Here is an 18,442-nt window from a genome sequence, read left to right as displayed (position 1 = left end):
CCTATCTTATGCCTGTAACATATTTTGCCCCTACAAATTTTTAGTCCCCCCGAACTACTTGTTTAATATAACTACGTTTATGGAAATAAACAAGTGCTTATTTCATATCCCACAACAATATCGTAAAGTCCCGGGACGCTTCAATTGTTTTTTTTGTTCATTCTCAGACAGCTGGTATTCAGTAGCTGATTTTAATAAACAAATTGCTATATTTCTTACCATATATCAATGGGGTTTTCGGGCTTTATGGATTACCTTTATCATTGATAAAAAGAAGGAGTAAATATGGAATGGATCATTGCTGTCTGGATCTCCAGACAATTTAAAAAGGTATAAGATGAATAAGTATATGCTCTTTCCTGCTTTATTATTATGGGGCCTGACCACTCAGGCGCAGGATTCCCTGAAAATCAGGATCTATCCTGATTATGATAAAGTAGGTAAGTTTCACCGTTTTCTTTTTGGCGAAAATTACCGCAAAGAATATGCAGCCGAAACCAAAGTGCCGGTCATCAGGCTCTCGCAGATCAAAGGCGGTTTAACGCCGATTAAAAGAGGAGGAGGAAATCAGACCCATTCATTAAGGCTGGAAGACAAACAAGGAAAAGAATGGGTATTGAGAACAGTAGAAAAATACCCGGAAGTCCTTTTGCCGGTAGAACTCAGACAGACTTTTGCAAAAGACATCATCAAAGATAACATGTCTGCACAGCAACCATTTTCTGCGTTGGTGGTGCCTGTCTTTGCCAAAGCTGCAGGAATTCCCCATAGTGAGCCGATGATTGGATGGGTAGTTCCGGATGCGGTACTCGGTGAATATGCAGAAGTATTTGAGAACAGCCTTTGTCTGCTGGAAGAAAGAGAGCCCGCCGGCGATACCGACAATACGGAAAAGATGCTGAAGAAGTTAAACGACAATAACGACAACAGCGTAAATGCGCCTTTATTATTAAAAGCAAAAGCATTAGACGCCCTGCTTGGCGATTGGGACAGACACGAAGACCAGTGGAGGTGGATTCCTCAGAAAACAGATACCGGCTTAAAATATGTGGTCGTACCAAGAGACCGTGATCAGGTCTTTTATTTATCACAGGGACTGATCCCGAAATTTGCGCAGGCTTCCTGGTTGTTACCAATGATCCAGGGCTATGAGCGGAACCTTCAGAACATCAACTGGTTTTTCTGGGAAGGAAGAAGTACTTATAACCGGATCTTCGGACAGATCGATGAGGCGCAATGGAATGCCATTGTAAAAGAATTCTGCGCTTCCATGACCGATGAAGTTTTTGAAAAAGCTTTGAAAAAATTACCGGAGCCGGGTTACTCCCTCCGCCATGATCAGTTGCTTGCTCAATTGAAAGAAAGAAGAACACACTTGCCTGAAATGATGAATACCTATTACCATTTCATCAACAGGATCGTAGACATTCAGGGAAGCAATAAAAATGAACTGATCAACGTAAGTGATAACGAAAATAAAGGATTGACGGTGACGATGCATAAGATCGCCAAAGATGGCAAACTGAAAGACCTGATCTTCAGCAGGGCCTATGATCCTTCGGTAACCAAAGAAATCAGGTTGTATGTGAGAGATGGAAATGACAGCCTTACGCTGAACAACAAAACATCCGATATCAAACTGCGCATCGTCGGCGGAGAGGGAAACAAACATTATGATGTCCTGAATTCGAAACGGGTGGTGCCATTTTATGGAATGGAAAGCGGAATTACCTATTCAGGAGCAGAATCCAGGTTAAGCAAACATATTGACAACGATACCAATAATACCCATTACGTAGCGACAGACCTTTACAGGAGGAAAATGACCTTACTCAATGCAGGGTTTAATGCTGATGACGGGCTTTCTCTTGGTTTATCCTTTAAAATGATGAGTCCGGGCTTCAGGAAATTGCCTTTTGGAAATATCCATTCCTTTTCTTTCCTTCATTCTTTTAAAAGCAATGCCTTTAGTTTCAGGTATTCCGGCGAATGGTTCCAGGCATTGGGAAAGGCCGATATCGTTTTACAGGCTACTGCCTTTGCACCTGAAAATTCCCAAAACTTCTTTGGACTTGGAAATGAAACACCTTATAATAAAGATGGGGAACACATTAAGTATTACAGGGCCAGATTCAGTTTGTATGAACTGGATCCGGCATTGAGGTGGAGGGGAAGCAAAACCGTCTGGACAGCAGGACCATCGTTTCAGTATTACCGCTTCAACAGGCATGACAATGCGGACCGCTTCATTAGCAATACCGCACTGTTACATTCTCCGGATAGTGCCTCCATTGATCAGGATAAGTTATATGCCGGACTGGCGCTGGGTTTTACCCGGAATACAAGGAATAATGATGTGCTGCCCTCTTCAGGAAGTTTTTTAGAAACAAAATTAAAGGCTTATACGGGATTGAATAACGCTTCGGAAGCATCCGTTCAGTTGCAGGGAAGTTATGCGGTTTATCACCGTTTAGGTGGAGGCAGGCGATTCACCCTGACCGACCGCATCGGTGGGGGACTGACCTTTGGAAAGCAGGCTTTTTATCAATCTCATTTTCTCGGCGGACAAGGAAATATGCTTGGTTTCCGTTCTTTCCGTTATGGCGGACAACACATGTTGTATAATAACCTGGAGCTGAGGGCGAAGGTGGCGAATGTTGGTGGATACATTTTGCCGGGTCAGTTTGGCCTGACCGCCTTCTTTGATACGGGAAGGGTTTGGGAAAAGAACGACCATTCTGATGTCTGGCATTACAGCTATGGGGGAGGACTTTACTATGCTCCGGCCATTCTTACCGTAATCCAGGCGCAATTGGCGCATTCAAAAGAAGGCTATTACCCTTATATCACGATGAAGTTCAGGTACTAAAGAAATTATATTTTTTGAAATAACTGAATTGCAATTATTTATAATTACATTTGTACTTTAATTATAATAAAAAATACAATGCAAGAAGGAGTAGTAAAATTTTTTAATGAAACTAAAGGTTTCGGATTCATCGTTCCAAACTCGGGCGAAAGTGAAATCTTTGTTCATTCAACTGGCTTATTAGCCGACATCCGTGAGAACGATAAAGTTTCTTATGATGTTGAAGAAGGCCGTAAAGGTCTTAATGCAGTAAATGTTAAGGTGATTTAAATTTCCTCAATATAAATTGTGAAAACTGCCCTCTCTCAAGAAGGCAGTTTTTTTTTGCCTCTGTTTTTTGGATTTTGCACTTTACCTGTTAGTTTTTGTCCTTTCCTGATTTAAAATCCGTGATGGTTTTCCCATCATAACGATGCACTCCGCCTCCAGATCCAAACCAGATACTTCCATCATTAGCTTCCAAAAGTCCCAAAAAATCCATTGGTCCTCCTGAGGTAATTTCTGTAACCCCGGGAATTTTATGATATAGGGAGCTTGCCTCATAACGTGAAAGTGCCCAGAGTTGCTGCGTTACTGCACCAGTGGTCCAGATATTCCCTTTTTTATCCTGGATAATACCATAAGCGCCCCTCTGGGAAACCTTGGTGAAAGTTCTGCCGTCATAGCGCCAAAGACCATTGGTGTCGCCGAACCAAATGCTTCCATTTTTGTCTTCGATGATCGACCAAACGTTTCTAAACGTCTTGCCGTCTTTGTTTTTTAAAACGGTAAATGTTTTTCCATCATGAACGAACATATCTTCTCCTTGTGCACCAAACCAAAGCTTACCGGTTTTGTCTTCAAGGAGCAAACGGATATTGTTACTGGGAAATCGATCTTTGGTAGTAAAATTCCGGAAAGATTTCCCATCGTAACGGCTTGCGCCGATCCAGATATTGCCGGTTTTATCTTCATAAATATGGGTAGCTGTATTACTTGCAAGCCCATTCTTTGTGCTAAGATGCTGAAAGGATTTTCCATCATAATGATAAACACCCGAATCCCTGCTGCCGAACCAAAGATTCCCTTTTCTATCTTCCAGCACATCCCAGAAGCTGGAGAAGCGAGCTGGACTTATTCTGCTTGTCAGATTGGTAAAAGATGTTCCATCGTATCGAAACACGCCCAGGTAAGAAGCAATCAAAATGTCTCCGTTTCTGGCTGGTTTGACATTTCGGACCATACTTACCGGCACCCTGGAGGTGGTCGCCAGTCTTACCGCTAGCTCTCCTGCACTATTCTCTTTAGGTTGAGACCTGGGGTAATGTCCCTTACTGATGCTATCTTGTGGTACATTTGTTCTGTTTTGGCCACAACCGGTGGAGAAAACGGACATCAGGCACAAAGCATATACATGAAAATACTTCATCATTTTTTATTTATTGGTCCTAAATAAAAGTATATCGCCTGCCTTTTTTATTACGGAATGGTCAAACCCCGCATTGCGCAAATATTGAAAATCATTTTTCAAACTTTTCCTAAGGTCATGCTCAGTTTTTCCTGACTTTAAATATCGCCGGTACAGCTCAATCGATTGTTCGAGATCACCTTTGAACAGGTACGAATGCGCCAAGTTTCTTACCAGTGAGGAGTCTGAAGGTTCGCTGGCCAAACCCTTTGATAAAAAACCAACCGCCTTGTCGTAATTTTTAGTCTCCAGCAAATGACGGCCCAAAACACCCCATTGCCCGGGCTTGGCCTTCAAAGTATCTAAAGCATTTATCTTTTGTCCTTTTGCACGCAGCCGGCCATTGATCGTATTCGAATAACCGGTTACTGTCCCGGCGTTATCGAAAGTAAAAGCCTTTGCACCCCCTAATTCAAGGTTTCGAAATTCGGTTGACGAGGTAAAATACATTTTGCTGCTGATGCCATTGGTCCACAGGTAAAGTCCGTCTTTCTGTTTTTTGATTTCTGAAAGAAAGCCGTCCAGGATATATTCTCCGATGTATTTCGAGGTGATCGTGTCGTTTACCGGTACAGTAGTGATTTGCTCCGGCTTTCTAAAACCTTCCCAGTTGTATTCCAACGTTACGCTGTTGAGTAGCTCGAGTAAAACCTCGCCATCTTCGGAGTTCACAAACAACGCCACCCCTTTTCCATTGGTCAGTCCGCCAAGGAAATAACCCGTGAACCCCTCATTGCTCGCCGAATGGACAAAATATTTTTCGCCATTCCTGTTCTGGATGTAGGTGCCCAATGCAACATCATCCTTGTACGGCGTTAAATGTAATTTCACCATTTCCTGGTTCAATACTTTTGATGATTTTCCCTGATAGGCCTGCTGTATTTCAATAATGTATTTGGAGATATCTGTGGGCGTCGTCCATAGTCCGGCCGCGGCTTTTTCCGGATAGATGAAATACTTTCCCGGTACTTCATCCCCATTGGTTTTATATCCGGTTGCCAGCTTTTTCCTTAGGCTGGTTGAAGGTGGCTGATGGAAAGAACTGTTGGTCATTCCCAATGGCCCGAGCACATGCTCGTTCATGTATTGTTCATATGGTTGTTTGCTAAGGTCGGTAAGCATTTGTTGGGTGATAAGGATGCCTCCGCCGGAATATCGGACCTCCTTACCAGGTTCTGTTAACGATCGTACGGCTTCTGTATTGGAAGGTGGGCGGCCATCCAGAATATCGGTAACCGATGCGATTGGGCTATCCCTGTGGTAACCCGGGAAACCATGAACCCCAAGCCCTGCGGTGTGGCTGAGCAACTGGGCAGTTGTGATCTTCTTGCCATGAGAAACGGTGTCATAAGGGAATTTCCAGTTGAGAAGGTACTGATTGATGTCCTGGTAAAGATCCAGTTTTCCCTGCTGGGCAAGTTGCAGAATACCAACAGCATTTAGTGACTTACTGATCGATCCGGGTTCGAACATGGTATTAGTGGTGACTTTCCTGTTCTCTTCTTTGTCAGCATAACCATATGCTTTTGCCCACACCATCTTGTAATTGTCGATAACAGCGACACTTACTCCCGCCACATTGTAATGTTTCATCCGCTCCTCAAGGGTAAAGGGTTTACCGTCGATAACAATGCTTCCAGATAGATTGGTTTCCACCCGGGCGATCTGTTCATTTACGGCTTTATCATATTGCTGTTGTGCGTTGACCGTAATCAGGCAATGGCATAAAAAGATTATTAAACTTATTTTTTTCATCTTATCAAAATTGGTTCAGCGAAATTACTTTGAGAGATGCCCCTGAGGGGAATTTGGATTGTAAATAAAAATGTAAATTTTGTAAATAAAATGTTGATACGCTGCAGAGGTGTGTGAGCTGTTAATTTTTTGTTGGGTTAAATCGTACATGAAATCCGTCTACAGAAGCAATGGAAGTCTTTTAATTCCTTGTTTTTCAGGTAATGAAAACTACAGCTTATTAATTCTTTTGTTAAAACCCTTTACGGTTAGCCATAAGCCGAAAACCAATTCATGGATAGCTGTTGGAACGTTTAAAGCCAGATATTCGTAAGTAATGATATCTACTTGCCGGAACAAAACCAATATGCTGGCACTCACAGACAAAAAAGCACTTGTCATTCCCCACACAGACAACCACTGAGGGATTAATTTTGCGCTGTACAGTAATGAGTAGCACAAATAGTTTCCGGTACATAAGACTAAAACCATGAATACATGATTTATATAATCACGTGAGGTTTTGAGCACATTTCCTAAAAGCTCAGGGGCTGATGAGGTTCGTAAAGGATTTTGTAAATGTTCCTGACTTACGGCCAGGATAGATAACAACAGCACTGTGCCAATAATTGAAAGCGTTGCAGCTACAATTCTGAAACTTAAAAAACCGATAGAGAGGCTCTGGCTGAACTTTTTGATAATTGGGTACAACAAAATGGCGGTTCCCATATAAGTTAAGCACATCACAAATTGAAAAACAGCAGCAAAAATTACCTGATTGGAATTTTTGGATGCTATGGTGATGTAGTCCCTGGAATCAATTGCTGGTGCAACACTGAAAATGCCCGCACACATGCCTGTCAATATAAGTACCCCCGCTATTCTGATTTCTTTTCCGGACTCCATAAATCTATCTTTTATGATGTGTTATATTTGATTTGCGCTGATGTATATTATACGGAGATCCTGGGAGGACTAGCGGGAAGGTTACTTCAGATGTACTGTGGATCATCTGGCTAGTTTTATCAGGTTGTTTGCGATAGCTTCGGCCGAGATATTTTCATTAACTGAAACAGCGACAATGATTCCGGTTTGCTGGTCTAAAATAACTAGGGATTTATAATCAGGTATGCCACCGCTGTGTCCTATCCATTTGCCAGGTGAGCCGTCTATTTCGGGAAAATTGTAACACATGATACCTTGTCCGTAATACATACCTTTTTCAAACATCGGATACATCTTCGCAAATAAGGCTGAGGTTATCGGCCTGTCAAAGAGTTTATTGGACAAAAGCGCGATCTGAAACTTTACCATGTCTGCAGCATTCCCGACCAGGTTACCTGCACCAAGGGGCACGGAATAATCACGCGATAGTACATCGCCGTCTTTATGAGCCTGGGCCAGATTTGAAAGTTGCTCTTTAGGTGCAAGGATTTTTACACTTGTTAATCCAAGGGGATTTACGATGCGTTCCTGTACAATCTGCGCAAATGGTTTATGTGCTATCGCCTCAGCGATCAGGGCCAGCAACAAATAATTTGTATTTGAATATGACCAGTATTCCCCGGGTTTGAAATGTGGTTTTGCTTTCTGTGCAATAGTGATCAGTTGATCTGGGGAGTAGTAGAGATTTGGGTTGCTATTGAAAGACTCATCGTAATTAAAACTGTATATTCCGCTGGTATGGACCAGCAAGTCCTGTATGGTTATTTTATCTGAATATTTGAATGCAGGAAACCATTTAGAAAGAGCTGAATCCATTCCCAGCTTTTGCTCTTTTATCAGTTGGTTAATCACTACTGATGTAAACATTTTACCTACACTGGCCCAGTAAAACAATGTTTGCCGATCGATTTTGATCTCCAGCTTTTTATTTACAAAACCTTCCTGATAGTTCCAGGTACCCTTACCCGGTATCGCGATAGATACGCTCACACCATTGGGTTTTAATTTTGTTATAAATTCATCAAAGCGTTGCGCAAGCTTGCTATCCACAGCGATGTCTTGATAAGACTTTTCATCTATGATTACCGAAGACAAATCTGCCTGGAGCAGTGCTTTTCCCTTGTATTTTTCGATATGGTCTGACTGGGCTTTGCAGGAACTTAGCGCCAGACAGCATATCATTAAAAGGCCCAGGGATTTTAATTTAATGTTTATCAATTAATTTATAATTTCTTGATATCTATAAGTTTTTTTGTTATAAACTGGTGTATATCATATATACAACCGGGAATCCGGAGAGGACTGGTTTATATTATTCGAAATTACACACTGTTAAATAACCGGCACAATGAATCAGCGATTAATATGTTCGGATGGATAAATGCGAACAAAGGCAATATCGGTTGACCTGTTTCGGTGTAATGTGAATACCTCGATACGGAGGCGACTACTTCGATTTAAGCTGTGCGATTGCAGCTGCCTTGGCGGCTAGTCCTTTTGTAGAAGAGAGGAACATTTGTTCGGCCATTTTCTGATCATGACCATAGATGTCGTCCCTGAAATTTAAACGCCCGTTCTGATCTATCCAGGCCGTGAAATAGGTAATGAATACCGGAACTGGTTTTTTCATCCCCACCCAGATTTCTTTTGTAGACTTCATCGCCTTTGCGATTTTATCCGGAGTCCATTGTTTTTGATCTGTCAAAAGATACTCTGCCAGTTTCACTGGTTGAGACAATCTGATGCAACCATGGCTAAAAGCCCGTCTCTCTTCGGCAAACAGTGATTTTGCAGGCGTGTCATGGAAATAGATGTCGTAGGTATTCGGGAAAAGGAATTTTACCCGGCCTAAAGAATTGTTATCTCCCGGTTTTTGGCGAACCTGAGGAAGTCCGTTACTGGTTCCGGTCTGCTCCATATTTTTACTGGCCAGGTAGTTGCGGTTTCTTCTCATGGCAGGAAGGACTTCTGCTTTTACAATGCTTGCAGGAACGTTCCAGTAAGGGCTGAATACAATATTTCTCAGCTTATTGCTAAAGATCACCGTTTTATTGGCTGCCTTACCCACAACAATGCCCATGCTCAGGGCAATTTCCTGATCTTCAAAAACATGTAGTTGATAATCCGGGATATTGACCAGGATTCTTCTGCCCGCAGGCATTGCCGGCATCCAGCGCATGCGCTCCAGGTTGATCAGTAATTTTTCTATTCTTTGTTGAACAGGGGTGTTCAGTTCCTTGATCAGTGAGGCATCTATAATTCCTGTGGCCCGATATCCAAATTGTTGTTGTGCCTGTTTTACTGCTGTTTTTAAGGCCAGATCAAACTCGGGTAGGGTATCACTTAAACTGCTGTCTCCAAGCGCAATGAAACGCTGTCTGACCGTCCTTACGGTAAGGCCGGTATCGCCAAGTTTATATCTTTTCTGTTTCCCCAGTGTGATCTTTTCCAAATCCCCTTTTTTCTGCAGGGTATAATAGCGGAGCAATTCTTTTTTAAGGAGTTTATACTGTTGATTTACGGGTTCCCAATCGTCTATTTTTGTGTTTTTATTGGCCATCAGCGAATCCAGAAGCAGCGTTGCATTCAGCTTTTTCCGGGGAATGTGCCATTGGATCACTTCCGGATCTACTTTTCCGGCATAGGCATTGGCCACATAATTGAAAAAGTGACGGGTTAACTGCAAGTCCAGGCTCGCCAGACTGCTGTCAGCTTTTTTGAAAATGGTATCCTGTTTCATCAGTAATTCCATTTTCTGATGCAGGGCAGAATCGAGCATGGAACTGTCCTGAAAATCGGCAACATAGTCCTTGTTCAGTGCATAAAAGACCCTGGCCTGCTCTGTTAATCCTTTTTCGCCTACCCAGGCAAACTGAAAGTTCCTGCTGTTGTAAAAGTTCCTTAAATACTGTGCGGCACTATCTGTGAGCTGCTGACCCGCAATATAGCGCTCCATCTGCATGGAATCCAGCTCCAGTTTGGTCACCGCATTCTTTGGCGTAATGGTAATGTCTCTCTCAATTTTTACAATTTTCTTTCTGTTGCAGGCCATAAATGCAATGGGAAGAACGAGAATTAACACAAGCCATGGTTTCATATTACAGCAGTTTTTCTAATTGTTTTTCTGTTTGTTTATCAATCAGAAGGAGAAATTCATCAATCCTGATTTTTAATAATTTTGTCATGGTAGATGGGGGCATTCTTTTCAGGACCATCTTTGCTTTATCACTACTGTTCAATAAGGTGCCTTCCTGTTCATTGAAGAAAAACGTACCTTGTTTAAAAACGCGTTCCTGTTCTAAAAGGTCACCTTTCATCGAGATGAACTGTAATGGATAGATTCTATGTGTCTTTTTTTCGTAAAGGATCCAGAAAAATACTTTGGAAGGATCGGCTTCAAAGTCAAAATTACGTCGTTTGATCTCGACCAGTGAATTATAAGGGGTATTAAAGAAATATAGAATTTCAAATGTTTCGGGCATCTTTCTGCGAAATGGCTTTAAGGTAAATTGTTAACAGGCGAATATAGCTTTAAATATTCAGTCTTAAAATTGCCGGGCTTCTGTTTTTATTTGTAATAATTTTCATTCCTTTACAATTTCAAACAAAATAGTAATCAAACCTAAGATGAGCGAAGACTTCTATCTTCATATTTACGATAAACAACAAGGGGTGGAAGCGGTGCCTTCCAACCAGGTATTGGCTACATGGGCCTTAAACCTGATGGACCTGATTTACCCGGAACGCAGCACCAATCCCAAATATACCCTTACTGAAATCCGGCGCTTATTTATGGATATGGAAAGGCAGCTGACCCAAATCCTGGATGCAACAAAGGCCTGTAAGAATTGTAATAATGAATCGGTCTCCAGCAAATTCTTTAAAGGTCTTCCGGAGCTGTACCGTAAAATGAATACGGATATCGCTTCTATTTTAAGCGGAGATCCGGCAGCAAGAAGCGAGTTTGAAATTATTCGCACCTATCCAGGCTTCCTGGCGATTTCCCTGTACCGCATTGCACATGCTTTGTTAAAGGCTGATGTTCCGTTCATTCCGAGAATATTAACGGAATATGCACATTCACAGACCGGAATTGACATCCATCCCGGAGCAGAGATTGGCGAATATTTATATATAGATCATGGGACCGGAATTGTGATCGGGGAGACTACCGTAATCGGGAACCATGTAAAATTATACCAGGGGGTTACATTAGGAGCCCTGAGTGTAGAAAAGTATATGGCCAATACCAAGCGCCATCCTACGATAGAAGACCATGTGATCATCTATTCCGGAGCAACTATTTTAGGGGGAGAAACCGTGATCGGCGACAATTCCATCATCGGAGGAAACGTATGGCTGACCAAGAGTGTGCCGCCACATTCTACCGTATACCACCAGTCGGCCATTAAAGTTATTGAAACAAAACACAGAGATTAATTATGGGAAATATTGTAGAGTTCGTCGGAAATACCCCTTTAGTAGAGATTCAGCGGTTACATTCCAATCCTGATGTGAAAATATTTGCAAAGCTGGAAGGTAATAATCCCGGTGGAAGTGTAAAAGACAGGGCTGCTTTAAATATGATCCGTTCTGCAATAGAACGTGGTGATATCAAAAAAGGAACCAAACTGATTGAAGCTACAAGCGGAAATACCGGGATTGCACTGGCCATGATTGCCAGCATTTATGACCTGGAAATTGAACTCGTAATGCCTTCAAATTCGACAAGGGAACGTACCCTGACGATGGAGGCTTATGGTGCTAAAGTGACTTTGCTGGATTCCATTGAGATCTGTCGTGATTATGCGGAAGAGAAAGGTACACATGAAGGATATTTCCTGTTGAACCAGTTTTCGAACCCGGACAATTATCTTGCCCATTATAAAACTACCGGACCCGAGATCTGGCGGGATACGCATCAGCAGATTACGCATTTTGTGAGTTCTATGGGGACTACAGGGAGCATCATGGGGAATTCCATGTTTCTGAAAGAGCAGAATCCGCAGATTCAGATTGTCGGCTGTCAGCCAACAGAAGAGTCTTCTATTCCCGGAATCCGCAGATGGCCGATCGAATACCTGCCTAAGATCTTTGATCCTTCAAGAGTAGACCGTATTATGGATGTTTCGCAGAAAGAAGCCACAGAGATGACTCGTAAACTGGCTAAAACAGAAGGCATTTTTGCCGGAATGAGCAGTGGAGGTGCATTGGCCTGTTCCCTGAGACTGGCAGAAGAGCTGAGTTCAGGATTGATTGTATTTATTGCCTGCGATAGGGGAGACCGATACCTGAGCAGCGACTTATTCGGATAAAGCATATTAAGATTGGGCAGCGAGTCCTCACTCCCTATTTTTGTTGAATTATAATTCCCTCTCTCAAAAATTATAATTACTGCCCAATCTTATTTGTTTCCAAAATTAAATCATCCCTAATGATGTTTAATATTAGTAAGACCACATATTGATGCGGTCATATTTTATTAAACGCATTTTTTTTTCTGATATTTCTTTATGGGTTAAATTGTTGCTTTTGTTACACAAAGATGAGGTTCCGGCGATTCCCGTTTACGGTTCCTTTCTGGTTTTGCGCAATAAGCATAACGAAAGGACAAAAAAACATTACAAACCATAACGCTTAATCTTTAATTTGGCGGTCATCATGAAAAAAGCCCTTTTCCTCTTTCCTTTTTTTCTCTGTAGCCAATATTTATTAGCGCAGAAGGCGTTAAAAATCATCTCTTATAATGTCTATAATTATTTTGAAGCGGAACAGGAGCGGAAGCAACGGTTCATTTCATGGGCAACAACCCAGCAGGCAGATGTGATTGCTTATCAGGAACTCGTCAATATCAATGAACAGGAACTGGCACAGTTGGGGAAATCAATTGGCCATCCTTTCACTGCTCTGGCTAAAGAGAAAGGTTATGCGGTTGGCATTTCTTCTAAATATCCGATTGAAAAAGTAAAGAAGGTGATCAAAGGAATGCACCATGGTTTTATGGCGGTCAGCATTCAGGACCTGAACTTTATCATTGTCCATTTATCGCCTTTTAGTCATGAGAAGAGAGGGGAAGAAATAGCCACCATTACAGACAGTTTAACGCGCTGGTCTATCGCAAAGAACACCATTATTCTGGGTGATATGAACAGCCTTGCAGCTGCCGATAGCCTGGAGTATAACCGCAACGGGCGTTTAATTCCTATGTTAAAAAGTGATGAGCGCAGTAAACTCAGCAATGCCAGACAAGGGCATCTGGATTATAGTGTGACTGATGCCTTGCTGAAAAAAGGCTTCATCGATACCTGGTCAAGGAAAGACCATGCTTTTGATTTCAGCTATCCTACGCTGGAATTTGGCCCTGTTCCCGATTCTTCTAAAGAACGGATTGATTATATTTTCATTTCCAAAGATCTGAAAAAGAAGACTTCGAAATCCGGTATCCTGAAAGATCCGCTTACCGACCATTTGTCTGATCATTATCCGATCCGTATTATTATTGGTCCCACCACACCCTTGAGGTGAGGGCATCACCTCCTGAAAGACGTGCCACTGCCGCTTTATACTGGTCAGGATTGTTTAAAATTTCCGTTGATAAATAGATCATTCTTCTTGGGATTGTTCCGTTCGTTACGTTTCCGGAGTAATTCACAGGAACCAGTTCCGGGTATCCCGACCTTTTCCAGTTCAGCCAGGATTCGATAAAGTTGAACGTTGTTCCCGTACTGATCCAGTATTGTGTATTGATCATCTTTAACGATCGGGCAGTAGATGATTCGTCCAGTGCCTGAGCTTTGACATAAGTATTGATCTGTTCCATTGGGATATTGGCCTGTGCATCTATTTGGGCAAGGGATTGTAAAGCAGCTTTAACCCCATTGCTGAAATGACTGGCGGCAGTGCCTTTCACGTTCCAGTTTCTTACGGCCGCTTCTGCAAGGAGCAGCTCAATTTCCCCATAGGTCATTAAAAATACAGGGCCTCCGAGTTTTAAATACACGGAAGTTCTGGGGCGGGAATATTTGCCCAAAGGGGCAATATCTGTTCCGGTTCCCGTTCCACCAGGATATTCAGGATGTTGGCGGATATCTGTTGTACCGCCCAACAGGTCATAACCATTTGGCAATCCTCTTTGAACCACAGGATCCGCATTACCGGATAGGTTTTGGTTGTTGTTATTGGCAAAGCCGTCGGCCGGAATTTCACCAATTACCGATAAACGGGGATCAGCTGTGTTTTTAAGCTGATCGATCAGCGTTTTGCTCCAGCGTACTTCTCTATAATCTGAAAGCGTACGCAAAGCCAGTGAGGTTCCATTCTGACTATTGTAATTGGAGGCATCCATGATGATGAAGGTATTGTCGTTGTTGTCTGAGAAGGTTCCTCCGGCAGCTGCTTTCTCTGCCCAGGTTCTGGCGGTCTCAGGAGCAACTTTTGTCAGCTTCATGGCGATCCTGAGCATGAGGGAATAACCAAACCTGCGCCATTTTTCTATATCTCCCTTATAAAACAGGTCTGCTGTGGCTTTGGGGCTTGCAGGATCGAGGTTCTTTATGGCGGTTTCCAGATCGGTTAACATGGATTTATAGATGTCTTCCTGGGTATCGTAAACCGGATATTTAATTCCTTCTCTTGCCTGTCCGGCCTGATGATAAGGGACATCTCCATAAGTATCAGTGATTCTGGAGAGGATCATGACAAACATGATGTCTCCGATATTGATCAGGTTGTGGTAAGCCAGCGGATCCTTTAGTTTAGCCAGTCGTTGCATTTCCCGGATGCCCGAAGCCTCTGCATATCCTTCGTCAAAGATCCTGCCCTGATAGTCTGTGAAATTGGCCACATTAATATATTTATCCCCATTATTATAGTAATAATAAGTAGAAGCCAGGAGTTGCATCATCGTACTCTGGTAGAGCAACTGATAATAACCTTTATTGGCAAATTTCAATTGTGCATTAGAGAGCAGGAAGTTCGGATCGAAATTCTCCGGAGTAGATTTTGTGGGATCGGTATTGATCTGGTCCAGCTGTGCCTTGGTACAGCCATAGAGAGTAGCGATTCCACAAATTAAGCAAAGAAGAAAAGTCCGTTTCATTTGATCCCTATTTAAATTTAAAATTCAGATTGATGCCAAAAGTTCTTGTAGAGGGCAACGATGCGCCTTCAATTCCCGCATAGTTGAGCTTTGGCGAAAACTCCGATTCCGGGTCTATATTTTTAGTGTATTTGAGTATCGTAAATAAATTTCTGCCTACCAGATCAAGATTAATGCTGCTAAATGGTGTATTCCTCATCCATTTTGTGGGGATAGCATAACCCAATGTGGCCTGTCTGAATTTTATAAAGCTTCCGTTTAATACAGAAAGTGCAGAGATATTGGTGGCCAGCTTCGGATAGTAATTATAGGCCGGAACATTGATGGTGTTGATACTGCCATCTTCCAGTACTCCGGTGGCAATTACCCCGGTTTCTCTGCCTTCGAGTGTCGCTTTGTTCAGGCCGGAAACATAGGAATAGTTTTCTGTTGCAGAGAGGATTTTGTTCCCGAATTTAAAGTCTACCAGGAAGGAAAGGCTGAAGTTTTTATAAAAGAAGCTGTTGCTGAATCCTCCGTAAATTTTAGGTAGTGTTGATCCCATGGGCTTCAGGTCTCCACGTTTTGGAATGCCATCACTTCCGATAATGACGTTTCCATTCCCATCTCTTTTATAGTCGTAAGCCATGATCTGTGTGATCGGCTGGCCTACCACCATTGCTGTATTTGCATTCAGGGGGCGATAGGTCCCGGTAAGGGAGTACTGGCTGCTTCCATCAATTGATAAGAGTACATTGTGGATATGGCTAAAGTTAAAACCTGATTTCCATTTGAAATTTTCGCCACTGATGGGAATCCCCTGAACCGTAATTTCTGTACCTGTATTCCTTGTTTTTCCAAGGTTCACATAGGCGGTGCTGAAACCGGTGGTAATCGATTGAATGGCATTTACAATTTCATTATGTGTGGTCCGGTGAAACCAGGTCAGATCGAGGTCTAATCTGTTGTTGAAGAACCTGAGGTTGATGCCTGTTTCAAATTCGTTTAAGGTAAAGGGCTTTAAATTGTAGTTCGGCAGATTTCTGTCGTAAGTTCCCAATGGTGTTCCGTTTACAGAGCTTTCCGTGGCGTAATATGTTCTTGTGACATAGGGCTGGGCAGGTTCGCCACTGGTCTTGGCGAAGCTCGCCCTGAATTTTCCATAATTCAGGTATTTTGTCTTGAGGAGGTCGGAGAAGATAAAACTCCCTGAAATACCGGGTACGAAAAGCCCTCTGTTGTTACCGGGTAGGGTAGAATAGACATCGTATCTTCCTGTGGAGGAAAGGTGCAGGAATTTTTTATAATTGAGGTCAAAGGTATAATAGGCAGATTGGGTGACGAGCCTGGCCAGGGTATAAATATCAGTTCTGGTCACCAGATTAGAGGGGGTATAGAGGTATGGTGTATTAAACTGGTTTCCTTTGGAATCAGAAAACTCTCCTTCTCTGTTCCGGTAATTTGCACCTATGGAAACATCCAGGTTAAGGTCTTCCATGATGTTTTTATTGGCTGCCAGGAGGAAGTCGCTGTTTAATTCTGAGGTTTGAATCTTTTGAAAAGCATTTAATCCACCTTGCCCATTGATGGAAAATGACGCGCCTGTAGGAATGATGCTGATGATCTGATCATGGCTGATGTCGTATCCCAATCTTCCCTGAAGATACAGCCAGTCTGTAAATTTATATTTAACAGAAGTGGAGGTAATAAAACGGTTTCTTTTCGAAAGGTCCTTTCCTTTATTGAGCATAAAATAAGGGTTGGTTTTATACTCATCATCATTCCACCTCATTTCCCGGCCGGTTAGGGGATCAAATCCGGGCGACAAGGCGATTTGGTCCGCACTGCTGGCCAGAGTGGCAATTCCATAATTCGGATTCAGGGTTCCATCGCTTAGATAAGACCTGTTTTTATTGTTTTCATTAATGTAATTTCCATTGAAAACTACCGTCAGTTGTTTGCTCAGTTCATAAGAGCTAAAGAGGTTTACTGTCTTTCTGTTCAGGTGTCCGTTTTTCAATATAGAATTGTAATCCAGATTGGCTGCAGAAAGCCGGAACATGCTTTTTTCATTTGCTCCACTCAGGGAAATGGTGTTGGTAAAAGCAGGAGCGGTACGGTAGAAATTTTTTATGTTGTCTTTTACCGCACTGTAAGGATATTCTTTTCCATCAAACTGGATCGTAGGGGCGCCATCCATTTTTTCACCCCAGCTGGAAGAGCCGGAAGCAATGGCGGAAGATAGGTTTTGAGGCCTTTTGTTTTGCGTTCCTTGTCCGTAGACGTATTGAAAGTCGGTGTTTTTATAGGGACTGTCGAAAGAGAGATTGGTATTGTATTCTATGTTCCCGGAGTTTTTTGCTGCTTTTTTGATGGTGATAATGATCACGCCATTCGCAGCACGCGCACCATAAAGGGCAGAGGCTGCGGAACCTTTTAAGACGGTAATGGTTTCCACATCATCGGGATTGATGTTACTGATTCCATCCCCGTAATCGGCACCACCATATTCTGTCACATTTCCCCTTTGGCTATTGTCTATAGGCACTCCATTGACTACAAACAGCGGTGAACCTGCGGTCATACTCGCTGCTCCACGCAGTAAAATCCTTGCAGAAGAAGAGGGGCCTCCATATACGCCACTGATATTTAATCCGGCAACCTGTCCTTCTAATGCATAGATCAGATTTGATTCTCTTGCTTTACTGAGTTCCGGCCCGGAAATGCTGGAAATGGAATAACCGATTTTCCGCTCTTCCTTTTTAATGTCCAGCGCTGTCACCACCACCTCATCCAGTTCAGTTGTTTTGGCAATCAGGTTAAACTGCAGGTGATTGAGCGCCCCAACAGGGAGCTCTTTTTTAAAATAGCCAATCTGGGAAGCCTGAATAGTGGTATGAGGAAATACGGGGATAGAAAAATCTCCATTCGCATCAGTGGTGCTGGAAAAATCAGTTCCTTTTACCTTTATGGAGCTGCCGGGAAGAGGTTGTCCGCTTTCATTCAGCACTTTTCCGCTGATCATTCTGGTGTTTAGCTCTGTATTCCCCGCACGGATCACAATTAAATGGTTCGGAAGGAGTTTATAGGTATAGGCTGAGCCGGCCAGTACCCGGTCAAGTACCTTGCTGACTTCCTCATTGCTGACCTGAATATTGATCTTGTTCAGTGGAATCTTTTTCTCGCTAAAAATAAAGTGATAAGGGCTTTGTTTTTGGATGGCATCAATCAGCTTTTTGAAATCTGCTGATTTAAAGTTGAGGCTAACCCTGTATTGCGTCCCGTTTTCGGTCTGCGGATATCCATTCAAGGAGCCAACAAGCGTCAAAAAAATGACCATCCACCCAATTAGCTTCATTCTAAATTTATA

General features: G+C 42.6%; 13 protein-coding genes. 5 read left to right on the top strand and 8 right to left on the bottom strand.

Annotated elements, in window-relative coordinates; all coding sequences use genetic code 11:
- Positions 1-337: 337 nt before the first annotated feature.
- A complete protein-coding gene (locus BUC20_RS28455) occupies positions 338-2,869 on the top strand; it encodes a BamA/TamA family outer membrane protein (RefSeq protein ID WP_143166953.1) in 2,532 nt (843 codons plus the stop codon).
- Between the two features lie 78 nt (positions 2,870-2,947).
- Positions 2,948-3,139 (top strand): cold-shock protein, encoded by a 192-nt coding sequence (locus tag BUC20_RS28450; RefSeq protein ID WP_062549601.1) that lies wholly within the window; start codon positions 2,948-2,950, stop codon positions 3,137-3,139.
- An 88-nt stretch (positions 3,140-3,227) separates the two neighbouring features.
- On the opposite strand, the gene BUC20_RS28445 is transcribed toward BUC20_RS28450, so the two are convergent.
- The 6 genes from BUC20_RS28445 to BUC20_RS28420 form a co-directional block, all read right to left on the bottom strand.
- Entirely contained in the window at positions 3,228-4,280 is a 1,053-nt protein-coding gene (locus BUC20_RS28445; RefSeq protein WP_200801084.1) for a ligand-binding sensor domain-containing protein, read from the bottom strand.
- A 3-nt stretch (positions 4,281-4,283) separates the two neighbouring features.
- Positions 4,284-6,071, bottom strand: a complete 1,788-nt coding sequence (locus tag BUC20_RS28440) for a serine hydrolase domain-containing protein (RefSeq protein WP_073236435.1) — start codon at positions 6,069-6,071, stop codon at positions 4,284-4,286.
- Positions 6,072-6,281: 210 nt separating this feature from the next.
- Positions 6,282-6,956: a DUF4386 domain-containing protein gene (locus BUC20_RS28435; protein WP_073236432.1), complete on the bottom strand. Its 675-nt coding sequence runs from the start codon at positions 6,954-6,956 to the stop codon at positions 6,282-6,284.
- A gap of 102 nt (positions 6,957-7,058) precedes the next feature.
- Positions 7,059-8,177, bottom strand: a complete 1,119-nt coding sequence (locus BUC20_RS28430) for a serine hydrolase domain-containing protein (RefSeq protein WP_073236429.1) — start codon at positions 8,175-8,177, stop codon at positions 7,059-7,061.
- A 265-nt stretch (positions 8,178-8,442) separates the two neighbouring features.
- Positions 8,443-10,092 carry a L,D-transpeptidase family protein gene (locus BUC20_RS28425; protein ID WP_073236426.1) on the bottom strand — a complete coding sequence of 550 codons (1,650 nt, stop codon included), beginning with the start codon at positions 10,090-10,092 and terminating at the stop codon, positions 8,443-8,445.
- A 1-nt stretch (position 10,093) separates the two neighbouring features.
- On the bottom strand, positions 10,094-10,477 hold the full coding sequence (locus tag BUC20_RS28420; protein WP_073236423.1) for a hypothetical protein: 384 nt from the start codon (positions 10,475-10,477) through the stop codon (positions 10,094-10,096).
- Between the two features lie 145 nt (positions 10,478-10,622).
- Here BUC20_RS28420 and epsC point away from each other — a divergent pair, with 145 nt between their 5' ends.
- From epsC to BUC20_RS28405, 3 genes are all read left to right on the top strand, one after another.
- Complete coding sequence (epsC, locus tag BUC20_RS28415) at positions 10,623-11,435, top strand: serine O-acetyltransferase EpsC (RefSeq protein ID WP_073236420.1); 813 nt, start codon at positions 10,623-10,625, stop codon at positions 11,433-11,435.
- Positions 11,436-11,437: 2 nt separating this feature from the next.
- Complete coding sequence (gene cysM, locus BUC20_RS28410; protein ID WP_073236417.1) at positions 11,438-12,310, top strand: cysteine synthase CysM; 873 nt, start codon at positions 11,438-11,440, stop codon at positions 12,308-12,310.
- 346 nt (positions 12,311-12,656) lie between these two features.
- Positions 12,657-13,520, top strand: a complete 864-nt coding sequence (locus BUC20_RS28405) for an endonuclease/exonuclease/phosphatase family protein (protein ID WP_073236414.1) — start codon at positions 12,657-12,659, stop codon at positions 13,518-13,520.
- Here the strand turns inward: BUC20_RS28405 and BUC20_RS28400 are convergent.
- Positions 13,492-15,093 carry a SusD/RagB family nutrient-binding outer membrane lipoprotein gene (locus BUC20_RS28400; RefSeq protein WP_073236411.1) on the bottom strand — a complete coding sequence of 534 codons (1,602 nt, stop codon included), beginning with the start codon at positions 15,091-15,093 and terminating at the stop codon, positions 13,492-13,494. The genes BUC20_RS28405 and BUC20_RS28400 overlap by 29 nt on opposite strands.
- A gap of 7 nt (positions 15,094-15,100) precedes the next feature.
- Entirely contained in the window at positions 15,101-18,430 is a 3,330-nt protein-coding gene (locus tag BUC20_RS28395) for a SusC/RagA family TonB-linked outer membrane protein (protein ID WP_200801081.1), read from the bottom strand.
- Positions 18,431-18,442: the final 12 nt, after the last annotated feature.

The organism is Pedobacter caeni (assembly GCF_900129215.1).
GTDB classification, from domain to species: domain Bacteria; phylum Bacteroidota; class Bacteroidia; order Sphingobacteriales; family Sphingobacteriaceae; genus Pedobacter; species Pedobacter caeni.
This window is presented reverse-complemented; position numbering and strand designations above follow the sequence as displayed.